This is a genomic window from Sphingomonas sp. 37zxx (genome assembly GCF_000786205.1).
Classification (GTDB): Bacteria; Pseudomonadota; Alphaproteobacteria; order Sphingomonadales; family Sphingomonadaceae; genus Sphingomonas.
The window spans coordinates 102,626-118,034 of record NZ_JROH01000003.1 but is presented as its reverse complement, the minus strand read 5'-3'; the positions used below and the strand labels follow the sequence as shown (position 1 = coordinate 118,034).

Below are 15,409 nucleotides of genomic sequence, written 5' to 3'. Positions count from 1 at the left end.
GCGCCGCGTCAACATTGCAGGCATATCGCATCCTCAAACAGGTAGGAGCGGTAGGGAATCCAATATTCGACGTTGACCGCGTAATTCAGCCAGACAAAGAAAGCTGCCGCGTACAGGGCCAATATTGCAGCGGTCAGCAAACGCTCGCCGCGCTGATCGTTGGCAAAGGCGGCCGGCACCCTAGCGTATACGAAACATTGCAGCGGCAATAGATACAGGCCGAGGCGATCGACGACGGTGGAGGAGCGGAACACGAACAGCAACCCGAGCGCCGCAATCGCCGCGGCGGCCAGCGCCAGCCAAACGCCACGCTCTGCTCCCTCCAGTCGAAACCGATCGCGGAACACCAATAACAACAGGCCCGGCAGCGCCGTCATGAACAACCGTATCGCCGCGCCCGAGGATGACATGCCGGCTTCGATATAGTTGGTGAGGAAGGTTTCGGCGCGCGCCGCGATGATCGCATAGCTGAGCGCCGCCAGCATCACCAGCGCCAGGCCGCCGCGCAGGACGATGTTACGATTGGTGACCAGCACCCCCAGCGGCAGCAGGATCAATGCCGTCGAATGAAACAGCGATCCGACCAGCACCCAGGCCGAATAGCGGATGACTTGCCCGTGGCGAAGCGATGCCAGCCCCAGCATCAGGAACGAAATCGCCATGCCCTGGCGGATATAGCCCATGCCCATGACCACCACGAGATAGGGAACCGCCACCGCCATGCAGAGCCAGGGACGTGGCTGCACCAGGCAGAATCGGGTCAGCGCCAGCGCCATCAATATGCCGCTGACCAGCGTGATCAGCAGGATGCCGAGGTCGGTTCGCGCGGCAAACACGGTTAGTGCAGTAAATGCAGGGTCGCTGAAAAGCTGAAATTGGGTCGGATCCCAAAAGGCCTGCTCGACCATGCGCGCATAATTTCCCCAATCGCCGCCGGTTTCCCAGCGAAAACCGATGATCAGGGAAAGCCCCAGCAGCGCGATCACCCAGGTCGGGGCAAATCGTTGCCGGTCGCGGTCATCGGCTTGTTCGACCAGTGCCAGGACGGCGGGAAAGGCGAACATGATCCAGTAGATCAGCATCGCTCTGTCCAATGCCGGTCCCACGCCCGGTACATCAGCACGCCCCATAGCGACGCCGTCCAATCATGCGACCCGGCAAGATGCGCTTGCCAGCGTCGCCGGATCGGCTGGGGATCGAGCCAGGGATCGTGTCGGAGTTGCTGCTCCGACAGCAATTCCTCTGCCCAGTCGCGCAGCGGGCCGCGCAGCCATGCGCCGATCGGGATCGCAAACCCCGCTTTCGGGCGATCGATCAGCGCGCGCGGGACTTGGCGATAGAGGATCTGGCGCAGCAGCCATTTCCCGTCTCCGTCGCGTTTCTTGAACGCAAGCGGGGTGCGCCATGCCTGTTCCACCACGCGATGGTCGAGGAACGGAACGCGGGTTTCGAGCCCGGCGGCCATGCTGGCGCGGTCGACCTTGGTCAGAATATCATCGGGCAGATAGCCGGCCATGTCCCAATGCATCATGCGCTCTTCGGGCGTCCGGGCAATTTCGGGCAGCGTGAGCGCCGGTTGGTCGTGCGCTTCGGCCTTGAGGGGCAGGCCCGATCGCCATTCTTCGCTGGAGGCGCGGTAGATCGCCTGCGTGTCGAGCCGCGACCCCAGCATCCGCGCGACCTTGTGCAGCTTTTCGCCCAGCATCGGGATGTCGGGCAAGCCCGGCAGGCGGGTCATTGCATCCCATCGCCCCGGCGGAACCTGCATCATCGCGCGCCCGATCGCGGCGCGAAGCGGCTGGGGCAGCAGGGCAATTCGATCCCAGACACGGCGCGACACCAGATAGCGGTTATATCCGCAGAACAGTTCATCGCCGCCATCCCCCGACAGCGCCACCTTCACCGTTTGCCGGGTCATTCGGCTGAGCAAGGCGGTGGGAAGCTGTGACGAGTCGGCAAAGGGTTCGTCATAGATTGCCGGCATGGCCGGGATCAGGTTTCGGACGTCTTCGGCGCCGACCAGCCATTCATGATGCTGCGTGCCCAGATGGCGTGCCACCGCGCGCGCAAACGGTGCTTCGTCAAAGCCTGATTCGGCAAAACCGATGGTGAAGGTGCTGACCGGCATCGGCGTTGCCTCGCGCATTAGCGCGACGATGGCCGATGAATCCACGCCCCCCGACAGGAACGCACCGACCGGAACATCGGCGACCATCTGATCGGCGATCGCGGTTCTCAGTCGGGTTTCAAGCTCGGCCACCGCGCTTGACTCGGTCATGGCCGCATCCGATCCAGCCGCGACGATGGCATCGAGCGACCAGTATCGGGCACAACGAACGCCGGTGGTTGCTGCCCCTGCGGCGCTTGGCGGTATCGTGGGCGGACCCGCAAGCGCGCCTGCGTCGAGGGTCACGATCACCCCCGGCTCGACCTTGTACACGTCCTGCAGGATCGACCAGGGCGCGGGCACGCTGTTATACCGAAGGTACAGGGCCAGCGCGCGGGGATCGGTGCGCGCGGTAAAGCCCGACGCGGCGCGCAGCGCCGACAGCTCTGACCCGAACAGGATCGCACCGTTCGACCAGCCATAATATAACGGCTTCTCGCCGATCCGGTCGCGCGCCAGCGCCAGCGTGGCGCTCTTGCGGTCCCATAATGCCAGCGCGAACATCCCGACCGCGCGAGTCAGCGCCGACGCCAATCCCCATCGCGCGATGGCGTGGAGCAGGGTTTCGGTGTCCGACTGGCCCGCCCAGGCGATATCGGTTTCGGCCTCTATCGCGCGGCGTAGCGCCAGATGATTGTAGATCTCGCCATTGAAGCTAAGAATGAACCGGCCGCAGCGGGACTCCATTGGCTGGTGCCCTGCCTGCGACAGATCAATGATGGATAGCCGACGATGCGACAAGGCAATTCCCGCAGGTTCGTCTTGCCAGAACCCGTGATCGTCGGGGCCGCGATGGGCGATCGCGTCGGCCATTCGCATTGCATCGCGCAGGCGGGCGCGATCGCGCGTCCATATGCCTGCTATGCCGCACATCGGTTACTTCCCCCGCCCAGTCCCAGCCGGAGAAAGCCGCGTGCGGCGGCAAATGTCCAGCCTTCCTTGATATGTCAGCAGCGATGACTGGCCTTGGTCGGATCAAGGCATCGGTGCGCGACAGGTTGCCGGCACGATCGCGTGTTGCGGCGAAATATTGGCATGCAAAGCTGCACCGCACGCTGGAGCCCGAAATGCGGTTGCTCCGCGCGCTGGTGCCCGCCGGCGCGCGCGCGATCGACGTTGGCGGCAATTACGGCGCTTATGCCTATGCGCTGCACCGGCTTGGCGCGCGGGTGGAGGTGTTCGAGCCCAACCCGATGTGCCTGGCGGCGTTGCGCGCCTGGGCCGCCGGGCGCGATACGGTGCGGGTGCATGATTGCGCGCTGTCGGCGGTCGACGGGGTTGCGGACCTCGCCATCCCGGTCGATGGCGATGGCGTCGAACATGATGCGGCTGCGTCGATCGAGCCGATAACCGAGGGGGCCAGCCGGGCGGTCAGCGTCGCGCTGCGGCGGCTAGATTCGTTCGGCATCACCGATGCGGCGCTGTTGAAGATCGATGTCGAAGGGCATGAAGCGGCGGTGCTGGAAGGCGCGCTGGCGACGATTGCCGCATCGGCCCCCGCGATGCTGATCGAGATCGAACAGCGCCACCGCGCGCAACCGATTGCCGAAACCTTCGAACGAATCGATTCGCTTGGCTATGAGGGTTACTTCCTGAAGGACCGCGTGTTGACGCCGATCGCCGATTTCCGGCCGGCGGTGCATCAATCGCTGGCCGCCCTCGGCAATCCCGATGCCGACTATTGCAACAATTTCCTGTTCCTGGCGCGCGCGCGCGTGGCCGGCGGAGACTATCGGTCGTTGCTGGGATGAGGCGGTTGCATCTGGCGGTGATCACCCCGCGCTACGCCATTTCGGGGGTGCCGCTGGCACAATGGCGCTTTGCCGCCGCGCTGGCGGCGCGCGGTCACCGCGTCGATCTGATCATCGGGCGCTGCGATCCCGACCTGCGCGTACCCGAAGCCCCCGGCGTTACGGTTCGTGTGCTGGACAGCCGGCAGGCGCGCGGCATGTTCTGGCCGATCCTGCGCTATCTGCGGCACGCGCTGCCCGATGCGGTGTTTTCGGCGGAGGATCACCTCAACACCTTCGTGCTGCTGGCCGCGATCGCATGCAGGTCGCGCGCGCGAATCAGCGGGTCTTCGCGGGTTACGCCGTTCGATACCTATTCCAATCGCGTGCCGACGAAAAAATGGGTGTTGAAGCAACTGGCGCGCGCGGTGGCGTGGCGAGCCGATGCGCTGACCTGTGTGTCGCAGGATATGGTGGCGCAATATGCCCACGTTTTCGGCGCACGCCGGCATGTCTGCGTGTACAATATCGTCGATCAACCGGCAGCGCGGGCGCGCGCGCTCGATCCCGTCGATGATCCGTGGTTCGTGGATCGCAGCATACCCGTCATCGTTGCGGCGGGAACACTGGCCCCGTGGAAAGGCTTCGCCGATCTGATCGCTGCCGCCGCGATCCTGCGTGATCGGGGGCGCATGGTGCGGCTGGTGATCCTGGGTGAAGGCCAGTCACGCGCCGCGCTGGAGGCGCAGGTGGCGGCGGCGGGGCTGGGGGATCGGGTGCGCCTGCCGGGAAGGGTGGAGAATCCGCTGAAATATTTTGCCCGCGCCAGAGTCTTTGCCCTGTCATCGCATGTCGAAGGGCTGCCCAACGTGCTGGTCGAGGCGATGCTGTGCGGCTGCACCCCGGTGTCGACCGATTGCCCGACCGGGCCGCGCGAAGTGCTGGACGATGGCCGCTATGGCTATCTGGTGCCGGTCGGTGATCCCGAAGCGTTGGCCGATGGCATCGCCACCGCGCTCGACCACCCGATCGCGCCTGAACTGCTGGCACAGGCGGTGCGCCCGTTCGAGGAATCGACGGTGATCGAGCGGCATTTCACGCTGCTGGGATTGGATGCGGGCTGAACGATGCGCGTCGGGCTGAACGCAACCTGTTTCGACGATCGGCCATCGGGGGCGAATCAGCGCTTCCGGCACCTGTATGGCGCGCTGATCCGCCGCAACCCGGCCATTTCGTTCGTGCTGTACGAGCCGGCGGACCAGCGGATCGGGACGTGGTTCGCCGACTCGCCCAATGTCATCGTTCGCCCGACGCCGCTGCCCAGCAGCGGGCGCTGGGCGCGGTTTCGCGCGGGGCTGGGTTATTGGCGATCGGCGCTGGCCGCCGATCGGCTCGACCTGTTCGAGACGTTCACGCTGCCACTGATCGGCGCGCCGTGCCGCACCATCCTGACGATCCATGATTTGCGACCGCTGCAAGCCGATCGGCCGTTGATCGAGCGGCTGATCGCGCGCCCGGTGCTCGCCGATGCCTTTGCCCGCGCCGATCATATCATCACCGTGTCGCAGGCGATGCGCGCCGAGCTGATGGCGTTTCGCGCCGATACGCCGGTATCGGTGGTCTATAACGGGGTGACCAAGCCGGTGGCGACGCCAGCCTCCGCCACGCTGCCGCCCGGCCTGCCGCCGCAGTTCATGCTGGCGGTCGGGCATCTCGAAGCGCGCAAGAATCTGGAGCTGGCGATCGACGCGGTGGCGGTGCTGCGCGATGCGGGAGCGCCAAGGCCGCTGGTGATCGCGGGGAACGACGCGGGCAGCCTTACGGCATTGCGCGCGCGGATCGCCCGGCTGGGGCTGGAGCCGCTGGTGCGGATCATCCAGCACGCCGATGATGCGACCATCGCCGCGCTATACGCTGCCTGTCATCTGGTGGTGGTGCCGTCGCGCTATGAAGGCTTTGGCATCGCGGTGATCGAAGCGATGGCGGCGGGTCGCCCGGTGGTCACCAGCGATACGCCGGTGTTTCGGGAGGTGAGCGAAGGGCAGGGGGCGTATATGCCGTTGGCGGGCAAAGCGGCGGCGGCGGCGGTGATCGAACGCGCCTGGTCGGACCCGATCGAACGGCAGCGGCTGATGGCCTATGGCGCAAAACGGGTCGGCGATTTCGCGTTCGATCATCTCGCCGATCAGATCGCGGCGCTCTACGCCGAGATAATGGCGGCAAGCCCGGCCCGCGCCACCGCCGGCGCGTGGAACCGATCATAGAGCAGCCGGATCGCAGGATCGAAACCGGGCGGGGGATCGCCGCAGGCTTCGCTGATCGCCGCCGCGAAGCTTGCCGGGTCGTCGCATTGTCGATTGGCGACGACCACCGATGGGGCATAGCCCGAAAACGCCTCTGCCGTGGCGATGATTCGTTTGCCGAACATCAGCGCTTCGGCAACCTTGGTCTTCATCCCCGAACCATCGCGGATCGGCGCGACGACAGCGAGGGCATGCGCGTACCACGGTGCCAGATCCTCGACCGCGCCCACCAGGGTGATGCCGGGGGCAGGCGGGCATTGTTCCATGCCGTGGCCGACGATCATCGTCTCGATCGCGAGCCTTGGCGCAACGCGATCGGCATACCATCGCACCGCATCGCGATTGGCGTAAAAGCCGCCGCCGACGAACAGCAGATAGGGGGTGGGCGCGGGCGATCGTGGCGGCGGCAGGGCATCGCGCCGATACCCGTCCTCGATCGCTAGCGGCAGGACGGCATCGGCGCCGCGTCCATAAAGCCGCTGCAACAACGCGCTGTCGCGATCGCTGAGGGTGATGATCATGTCACTCGCCCGCACCGCCGCGCGTTCGGCGTTCAGGTTGGCGGCGAGCACCGCCAGCGATCGCGGCGTCGGGCTGGCGCGCAAGGCCCCCAGGAAGAATCGAGCTTCGACATTGTGGCAAAAGGTGATGACGCGAACCGCCGGGTGGCGGCGCTTGATCGCGCGGGCCGCGCTGCCAAGGTTCGATCCATCGAGGAATATCCGCTCGATCCGGTGGCCGGCGATCCTGTCCGACAGCGCCGAAAGGCTCGCGGCGTCGATGCCGTCGATCTGGCCCCGCAGGATCGCGGCGACAGGATTGGGTCCGCGCGACGGGAGCACGAGCCGATGAAATCCATCGCCCAACAGATCGTGGAGCAGCGACTGGTGCAGCCGCGACAGCTTGGCCCGGCCGCCGGTGGCAAGCGCCGGGTCGGTTGGTGTCACGTATAAAAGCGGGCCGGCTGCGTCGGTCACGCCAATGCTATCGGCGACAATGCGCCGCGCGGCAACGGCGGCGCTGGTCTTGGCACCAGGGTTGCGACAAGATGCGCGCATGGCCGCCCCGCTTCCCAGCTTTTCGGTTGTCATCCCGCTATACAACAAGCGGGATTTCATCGAGCGCACGATCGCGTCGGTGTTGGGGCAAACATGGTCGCCGCTCGAACTGATCGTGGTCGACGACGGATCGACCGATGGCAGCGGCGAGCGTGTCGCGGCTAATCCCGATCCGCGGATCCGGCTGATCCGCCAGGCGAATGCCGGCGAAGGTGCCGCGCGCAACTCTGGGGCGGCTGCTGCCAATGGTGAGTGGATCGCGCTGATCGATGCCGATGATGTGTGGCGGCGCGAGCATCTGGCGACGCTGGCCGAGGTGATCGGGGCTTGTCCGCAAGCCGATCTGGTCGGCGCGGCATCGCTGGCGTCGGACCTGGCCGCGCTCGACCGTGTGGCGGCCAGCCCCAGTCGTGCCGGTCATGCCGAACTGCTCGATTTCTTTCGGCAGCATGACGGCAGCGTGTTCAACGCCTCTAGCGTCGCGATCCGGCGATCGGCCTTTGCGGCGACGACCGGCTTCGGGCGCTGGCCGGTGGGGGCGGATACCGAGTTCTGGGTACGGTTCGCGCTCGACCATGCGATTGCGGTCAGCTCGCGGCAGACGTCGATCTATCTGCGCGGCAATGGCGGGGCGATGGAGCGCGCCGCCAGTGATGCTGCAGGTACCCGCGACGTGCCGCAATCGCACGCGCCGGTGTTCGCGGTGCTCGAACAAGCGCTGGCGGCCCCGCAGTATCGCAAGCTGCACGACGCGATACGCGGCTATGCCGATCGCACCCGGCTGAACTATGCGCGCGGTCAACTATATGCAGGCCGCAGCCGCGAAGCGCGCTCGATCCTGAAGGGGGCATATCGATCGATTGGCTTGCCGGGGCTTGTCTATCATCTCCTGTCCTATCTTCCGGGCAGGGTGTTGCGCGGGGGGGCGCGCGGCTATTCGGCGGTGAAGCGCCGCCTTTAGCGCGCGGCCGCCCAGGCGCGCTGGCCAAGCGCGAAGCGGCGGCCGACCAGCTCTCCGCCGGCATAGGCCAGATGGTTGCGGTCGCGGTACAGCGGCACGCCGTTCCACGCGGTGGCGCAAATGCCGTTGGCGCACATCGCCCGATCCAGCCGGAGCACCGGCGTGGCGGCGCTGCGGGCAAAACGATCGAGCAGGTTGGCGGTCGCAGCCGATTGTTCATGCGCGGTCGCCGGGGTGATGGCGCAATCGGCGCGCGCGACGGCATAGGGCAGCCCGGCCAGCTTGCGTTCCCAGCACTGGCCAACATCGAAGCGCGCCTGCGGCGGTCCCGACACGATCACCACGCGCCGGCCACGCGCGCGGATCGCCGCGCTGGTGCGCAGTTGCGCGCGCACCACCAGATCGGGGGCGCTGGTGGTGATGCGGTTGCCCTCCTCGGCCAGCATTACCTGGATGCCAGGATGGGTGTAGCGAAGATAGCGTCCGGCCAATATCACCACGCCGACGCTGGGGGTGCGATCGAGATAGGCAAGAACGCTGTCGTTGAAGGCGATGCATTCGCTGGCGGTCCGCTGGCTTGCCGGGCCTTCGACCAATGCGATTCCCAGCAGCGGCGGGCATCCCCCAAGGCTTGCCTGCGCGATCGGGCGGGTGGTGGATGCGGTGATCCCCGGCACCAGATGCTGCGAAAAGGAATCGCCCCATAGCAGGATTTCGGGTCGATCCGATTGGGTGCAGCGCCCATCGAACGGGTCGGCGCTGCCATCGCAATCGGGCAAGGGCAGACCGACCACGCCGCGCATGTCGAAGGTCTGGCCGCGATTGCCGACGACCAGCGCGCCCATCGCTCCCAGCAGTGCCAGCGCGATCGCGCCCGCCGCCGCCAGCATCCAGACCGTTTTCGCGGCGATCGGCAGCGTCTGCCCGGGCTGTTCGATGTAGCGATAGGACGCAAAACCGAGCAGCGCGGTAGCCAGCAGCAGGGCCGCGATCAGCCAGCCGGGCAGCGGCGTCCCCAACCACAGGACATTGGCAAAGGCAAAGAGCGGCCAATGCACCAGATACAGCGAATAGGACCGGTCGCCGATCGCGGCCAGCGGGCGCAGCGCTGGCGTTGGCCAGGGCCGGGCAATGATGATGCCTAGCGCAGCCAGGCCCGCGAGCAATGTGACCACGGGAATGAAGCTCGGGGTTTCCGGGGCGAACGGTATCGCCAGCAGCAGCAACAGCGCCGCCGGTCGCCACCGCGTGGCCCGATCGCGAATGGCGGTGCCAGCGAAACACGCCAGCGCGCCCAGCCCCAACTCCCATGCGCGCAGCGGCAGCAGATAAAAGGCGGCGGCCGGCACGCGCGGATAGGCCACCAGATAGCCGATCAGGCTGGCAAGCGTCGCCACCAACAGCACGGCAAACCAGCGGCGCGGCGGCAGCAGCACCAGCAAGGCGGGCAGGAAGAGATAAAATTGCTCCTCGATCCCCAGCGACCACAGGTGCAACAGCGGCTCGAACACCGCTGAATCATGGAAATAATTAATCTGCCGCCACAGCACGATGTTGGTCGAAAAGGCGAGCGCCCCCGCCAGTTGCTGCGCGAAACGATCATAGCCGCTGCGCGTCAGCAGCAGCATCGCCGCGACGATCGTCACCGCCAGCATCGCATACGCCGCCGGCAGCAGGCGGCGCGCGCGGCGAAGGTAGAAATCGGCGAACCGAAAGCTTCCGGCCAGGCGCTGGCGCAGGAGGATGCCGGTGATCAGATAGCCCGACAGGACGAAGAACATGTCGACGCCCAGATACCCCGACGGCAGAATCCCAAGGCCCGAATGGAACAGGATGACGATGATCACCGCCAGGCCGCGCAGCGCCTGAAGGTCGGTTCGCCGCGCGGTGTCGGTGGCGATGCTCACTCGGCTGCGGCGGCGGCGGTCACGATCTGGGCATATGGCCCTTGCGCCACGATCCGTCCGCCTTCGATCCGTACCACCGTGTCACAGCCCCGCAGCGTCGATACGCGGTGCGCGATCGACACGATGGTCAGGTCGCGTGACAAGCGATCGATCGCCGCCATCACCGCCTGTTCGGTTTCGTCGTCGAGCGCGCTGGTGGCTTCATCGAGGATCAGGATCGTGGCGCGCTTGTACAGGGCGCGGGCGATGCCGATCCGCTGGCGCTGACCACCCGACAGGCGAATGCCGCGCTCGCCCACGCTCGATTGATAGCCATCGGGCAGGCTGGCGATGAAATCATGGAGATCGGCCCCCTGCGCGGCGGCGCGCACCCGCGCCATGTCGATCATATCGGCGTCGCGCCCGAAGGCGATATTGGCGGCGATGCTGCTGTCGGCCAGATAGATCGCCTGGGGCACATGCGCGATCTGGGCCTGCCATGATGGCTTTGCTCCGGCATCGAGCACGCGCCCGTCGATCCGCAGACAGCCCAGGGTGGGATCGAGCAAGCCCATGATCAGGTCGGCCAGCGTACTCTTGCCGCCCCCCGATTTGCCGAGCAGCCCGATGCGTGCGCCGCGCGCGATCGTCAGCGACAGCCGATCGAGTGCGGGGCGGTCGCCCGAGGGATAGCGATAGCTGACCTGATCGATCTCGATCGCGCTGGCCAGCGGCGGCACCGGGACCGTCGCTTGCGGCACCGGCGCCGGAATGTCGAGCAGGCGGGCGACGTCCAGCAACGCGCGGCGATTGCCGTGAATTTGCGACCAGCTGAAATACACCTGCTGGACCAGCGGCAACAACCGCTGCGCCCCCAGTGCCAGTGCACCGAGCATCGGCAGGGCAGCAATGATGCCGCCCGGCTGGGTACTCACATACAGCGTCAGCACCGCGATCAGCACCACCCCGCCAGCTTCGACCACATAGCGCGGCGCGGCACCGATGAACTGGTTGGCGGCCTGTGCCTGGCGGAAAGCGTGGTCGATCTTGGCGAATTTGGCGACGAAAATGCCCTGGGTCTGATCGAGCAGGACGTCGCGGATGCCGCCCATCCCCTCTTGCAGCGTCTGCACCCGCAGCTGCATCGCATCGCCGATGATGTCGGCATTACGGTATAGCCGCTTGCGCGTGGTGATGCTGACGATGGCGTACAGCACGACGAAGCACAGGCAGGCGACCAGCGACGTCGCGGGATCGATCGCGATCAGCGCCGCCAGGATGAACAGCGCGACCACCGCCGCCGTCGTTCCCAGCATCGCCGGCATCAGCACGTTGCCCAGCACATATTGCACCTTCTCGATTCCCGAGATCGTCTGGCTGGTGTTGCGCATGACGTGATAGCTGTACGGCTGATGCAGCGTCCGGCTGTAAATCCGCGTCGCCAGATCGTGCGCGACCGCGAATACGAAATGCTGGCTGGTCCATATCAACGCCAGCCGCACCGCGCCCGAGGTGATGGCGATGGCCACCAGCGCAAGGGCGGCCAGCGCGATCGTGCTGATGCCGAGCGTATCGGCAACGGCATCGATCACCGCGACCGCGCCGCCATAGCGCCCCTGTGACCCGCCGGTGACGATCGCCAGAAAGGGCAGCACCGCGCCGATCGTCGCCAGCTCGGCGACCGCCCCGGCGATCATCAGTGCGATCGTAAGGGCGAACTGCCGCCGGCGCTTTGCCGCCAGGTGGCGATAGATTTTGCGCGCCGACCGCCACGGCCCCGGATCGTCGGCGGGTGCGTCGGGGGCGGTCATGTCGGCGCGGGACTTTGGCGCAGATCGACGCCGGTTACCGCGACGCGGATCTCGCCGAACCGCTCGCCCGGCTCGCCGGCAAATTGTACCCGAACTGCAGTGCAGCGCGGCGGCACGGTGAAGGTTGCGGCATAGCGACGGATCGGCGCGCTGGCGGTGGGCAATGCCAGTTCGGCCAGCAGCGATTCGTCCTGCGCGCATCGCACCCGTGCGGTCAGGCTTCCGACCGGGTCACCCCCGGTCATCCGCGCCCGCAGCGACAAGGTGGCCGCGCCGGGGGTCGCCAGGGCATATTGTTCGATCAGCACCGCTGGCGCCGCGCCATGAAACGCCAGCGTCATCGCGCTGCCTTCGGGCAAATCGCGCGCGCGGGCCATGCTTGCTTCGCCCGCTGCGCTGTCGACCCGCGTCCAGTTGAACGGGGATGGCCCCGGTAACCCGGCGAAGTTTGGATCATAGACCCCCAACGCGCGCAGCCGATGTTCGGCGGGAAGGAAGCCGCGCCAGGCGCGATAGGCCGCGTTATATTGGCCCTGCGCGATTGCCGCGCGCAACACCGCGCGTTGTTCGGCGGCAGCGCGGGCGGGATCGGTGGGGGGCGGCAAGCGGGTGAGCAGGGCGAGCAGTGCCAACGGATCGGTCCCGGCCCCGGCGCGCACGGCAAAAAACGCACCCCGCCAATCGGGATCGGTGGCCAGCGCCGCGCGCACCGCTTCCGCGCCCTTCGGCTCCTCGAGCAGCGCTGCCACCAGCGCCAGGATCGGTTCGCGCGTACCCGGGCGAAGCCGCATCGCCGGGCCGATTTCGCCAAGCGCAGCGGGGTAATCGCCGACCCGGATATAGTGATCTAGCAGCCAGTAACGGGCAATGTCGGCGCGTGGCTCGCGATTCCGAGCCATCGTCATCAGCGCCTGCGCGCGCGCCGTGTCGCCATCGGCGCTGGCGGCCAGGCCAGCCAGCGTGATCGGCACCGCACCGCCGGGAATGCCTCGCATCGACCGGGCGACCAGCGCCCGCGCCGCCGGATCGACATCGCCGCCCGCGCCGATGATCCGCGCCTGGGCAAGATTGGCCAGCGCGCCGCCGGCAGCGGGCGCGAATGCCACCGCTCGATCAGGCCGCTTCGTCTGCCACAAGCCGATCGCCGCTTGGCGCACCGATAGCCATGCCAGGGCAATGCCGCCCGCCAGCAGCAACAGCCGAATCCACAAGGCGGCAGCGGCGACGGGCGTGGCTGCGGTCATGAAGCGATGTCCAGCATCGGCGTCTTCCGAGGCTGGCTGCCATAGGGCTCGCCATAGCCATACCCATAGCCATAGCCGCTGGTCTTGGGGTTATATTTGGTCAGGACGACCCCCACCAGCCGTGCATCGGCGTTGGTCAGCCGCTGCATGGCGTTCAGCACGATCGCCCGGCGGATCGATCCGGCCTCTATCACCAGCAAGGTCGCGTCGCAGATCGAGCTGAGGACCGGCGCGTCGGCCAGCCCCAGCACCGGCGGGGCGTCGATGATCACCAGATCATATATCGAGGCTGCTTCGCCGATGATCTGGTGGATGCGCCGCGTCGCCAGCAATTCGGCGGGGTTGGGCGGCACCAGGCCGCTGGGCAGCAGCGAGAGATTGGGCGTATTGGTGGCCACCACATGTTCGGGCAGTGCTTCGTTCGAGCTGAGCAGCCGCGTCAGTCCGATCGTCGTCACGGTTTTCGCAAAGAACGAAGGTTTGCGCAGGTCGGCGTCGATCAGCAGCACGTTCAGGCCGGTGCGCGCGAAATTCTGCGCCAGCGCCAGCGACGTGCTCGATTTGCCCTCGCTGGCACGCGAGCTTGTTATCAGCAGTGATTTGGGATGATAGCTGCCGCTGGTGAACTGCAACGCGGTGAGCACCGAATAATAGGCCTCTGCCACTTCGGATCGCGGATTGGTGAGTTCGTCGATGATCGACACCCCCTTTTCCATGCGGGGGACCAGCCCCAATAGCGGCAGATGCAGCTTGTTGCCGACATCTTCGGCGGACTTGATCGTGTCGTCGACGAAGTCGAGTGCGAAGGCGATGGCCATGCCGATGGCGAGACCGGCGGCGATGCCGATCAACAGGTTGCGTATCGGGCTGGGCTTGAACGGGCTTCGCGGTGGCAGCGCGGCATCGACCACCACCGCCTGGCTTTCGCCAAGCCCGCCGACCACACCAATCTCCTTATAGCGTTGCAACAGCGCGTCATACAATGTGCGGTTGGTGTCGACCTCGCGCTGAAGGATGGTGTAGCCGATGCCGCGCGTCCGCAGGTCGAGGACGCTGGATCGCAGCGATTCGACCTGTGCCTGCAATTCGGCTTCGCGCCCTTGCGCGGCCAGATAGGCCGAGCGCAGCGACGACGATACCTGACTGCCTTCGCGCTGTAGCGCCGCGCCGATCTCGGTAATCCGGGTCCGCAGCGCGACCATCTCAGGATAGTCGGGCTGGAAGGTCTCCAGCCGTTCGCGATACTCCGCCTCCAGCTTGGCGCGCTCGGCGCGAAGCCCCGATACCGTCGGGTTCTGCATGATGTCGCCCGCCGCATTGGTGGCGATTGCCTGGCGATAGCGCTGTTCGGCGGCGATGCGTTCGCCGATCGCGCTGGAGAGCGCTGCGTTCAGGGTGACCAGCGACTGGGTGGTCAGCGAATCGCCCGAACTGCTGGTAGGACCATCGGGATCGCGCCCCGCCCCTTGCGCGCCGCCACCGCCAAGCTGGACGATGCCCTTGTTGCGGGCATAATCCACCAGCTGGCGCTCGCTCGATTCGAGCCGCTCGCGCGTGACGTTCAGCCGGGTCTGAAGAAAATTGCGGGCAAAGGCGGTCGTGCCATAGCGGCGTTCGGTGGTCGAATCGATGAAGCCATTGGCGAAGGCATTGACGATCCGCGTTGCCCGCTCGGGATCGAGATCGGTGTAGCTGAGCGCCACCAGGTTGCTGCCGCGCAGGGGCTGCACCTCCAGATTGGCGGCAAGCTTGTAGGTGGCGGCCAGTCGTTTCGCTTCGGGCGAGCCGCCGCCCTGGACGAAATCGGGGTCGCTGCCCAGGTTGAGCATCGTCGCCACCCGTTCGGCGAGCGATCGGCTTTTCAGCAGGCCGAACTGGGTTTGGAGGAACTGATCCTCGCCGCGCATCTTGGGCTGGATGCCGCGATTATTGCCCATCACCTCGATCGGGGTGGTGTTGATTTCGAGCGTCGCGGTCGATCGATAGACTCGCGTCGACAGCAAGGTGGCCGTTACCGCCAGTCCGATGCCGACCACTATCGATGCCAGGATCAGCCATTTCCATTTCACCATCACCCGCAGCATGTCGCCAATATCGAATTGCGACGATCCCGCCCGATTGATAGCCGAAGGTGCCGGTGCCTGGCGCAGCGGGTCGATTTCGCTGCTGCGTGTGCGGCGCAGATCGCGTCCGCCGATTGCGCCGTTTACCTCGTTCATGCCCCACTCCCCGATGCCCCACTACCGGTT

Annotated in this window: 11 protein-coding genes; 4 read left to right on the top strand and 7 right to left on the bottom strand. The window is 66.3% G+C overall.

Annotated elements, in window-relative coordinates; translation table 11 throughout:
- Positions 1-8 precede the first annotated feature (8 nt).
- Positions 9-1,082 (bottom strand): EpsG family protein, encoded by a 1,074-nt coding sequence (locus tag QU44_RS01875; RefSeq protein WP_033919719.1) that lies wholly within the window; start codon positions 1,080-1,082, stop codon positions 9-11.
- Positions 1,076-3,040: an asparagine synthase (glutamine-hydrolyzing) gene (asnB, locus tag QU44_RS01870; RefSeq protein WP_033919718.1), complete on the bottom strand. Its 1,965-nt coding sequence runs from the start codon at positions 3,038-3,040 to the stop codon at positions 1,076-1,078. Before asnB ends, QU44_RS01875 begins: the two co-directional genes overlap by 7 nt.
- Positions 3,041-3,123: 83 nt before the next feature.
- On the opposite strand from asnB, the gene QU44_RS17330 reads away from it, so the two are divergent.
- The 3 genes from QU44_RS17330 to QU44_RS17325 are packed head-to-tail and all read left to right on the top strand — an operon-like array spanning position 3,124 to position 6,161.
- Positions 3,124-3,918, top strand: coding sequence for an FkbM family methyltransferase (locus QU44_RS17330; RefSeq protein ID WP_052134242.1), 795 nt, complete (start codon positions 3,124-3,126; stop codon positions 3,916-3,918).
- Entirely contained in the window at positions 3,915-5,021 is a 1,107-nt protein-coding gene (locus tag QU44_RS01860; protein WP_052134241.1) for a glycosyltransferase, read from the top strand. Before QU44_RS17330 ends, QU44_RS01860 begins: the two co-directional genes overlap by 4 nt.
- Before the next feature lie 3 nt (positions 5,022-5,024).
- Complete coding sequence (locus QU44_RS17325; RefSeq protein WP_052134240.1) at positions 5,025-6,161, top strand: glycosyltransferase family 4 protein; 1,137 nt, start codon at positions 5,025-5,027, stop codon at positions 6,159-6,161.
- On the opposite strand, the gene QU44_RS17320 is transcribed toward QU44_RS17325, so the two are convergent.
- Positions 6,098-7,258 (bottom strand): glycosyltransferase, encoded by a 1,161-nt coding sequence (locus tag QU44_RS17320; RefSeq protein WP_197054221.1) that lies wholly within the window; start codon positions 7,256-7,258, stop codon positions 6,098-6,100. The two genes, QU44_RS17325 and QU44_RS17320, sit on opposite strands and share 64 nt — an antisense overlap.
- Between QU44_RS17320 and QU44_RS17315 the strand changes: the two genes are divergently transcribed.
- Positions 7,257-8,219 (top strand): glycosyltransferase family 2 protein, encoded by a 963-nt coding sequence (locus tag QU44_RS17315; protein WP_197054220.1) that lies wholly within the window; start codon positions 7,257-7,259, stop codon positions 8,217-8,219. The two genes, QU44_RS17320 and QU44_RS17315, sit on opposite strands and share 2 nt — an antisense overlap.
- Here QU44_RS17315 and QU44_RS01840 read toward each other — a convergent pair.
- The 4 genes from QU44_RS01840 to QU44_RS01825 are packed head-to-tail and all read right to left on the bottom strand — an operon-like array spanning position 8,216 to position 15,379.
- Positions 8,216-10,126: an acyltransferase family protein gene (locus QU44_RS01840; protein ID WP_033919717.1), complete on the bottom strand. Its 1,911-nt coding sequence runs from the start codon at positions 10,124-10,126 to the stop codon at positions 8,216-8,218. The two genes, QU44_RS17315 and QU44_RS01840, sit on opposite strands and share 4 nt — an antisense overlap.
- Positions 10,123-11,916 (bottom strand): ABC transporter ATP-binding protein, encoded by a 1,794-nt coding sequence (locus QU44_RS01835; protein ID WP_052134237.1) that lies wholly within the window; start codon positions 11,914-11,916, stop codon positions 10,123-10,125. Before QU44_RS01835 ends, QU44_RS01840 begins: the two co-directional genes overlap by 4 nt.
- Positions 11,913-13,160: a tetratricopeptide repeat protein gene (locus QU44_RS18450; RefSeq protein ID WP_033919716.1), complete on the bottom strand. Its 1,248-nt coding sequence runs from the start codon at positions 13,158-13,160 to the stop codon at positions 11,913-11,915. The genes QU44_RS01835 and QU44_RS18450 overlap by 4 nt, the downstream gene beginning before the upstream one ends.
- A complete protein-coding gene (locus QU44_RS01825) occupies positions 13,157-15,379 on the bottom strand; it encodes a GumC family protein (protein ID WP_052134236.1) in 2,223 nt (740 codons plus the stop codon). The genes QU44_RS18450 and QU44_RS01825 overlap by 4 nt, the downstream gene beginning before the upstream one ends.
- Between the last annotated feature and the right edge of the window lie 30 nt (positions 15,380-15,409).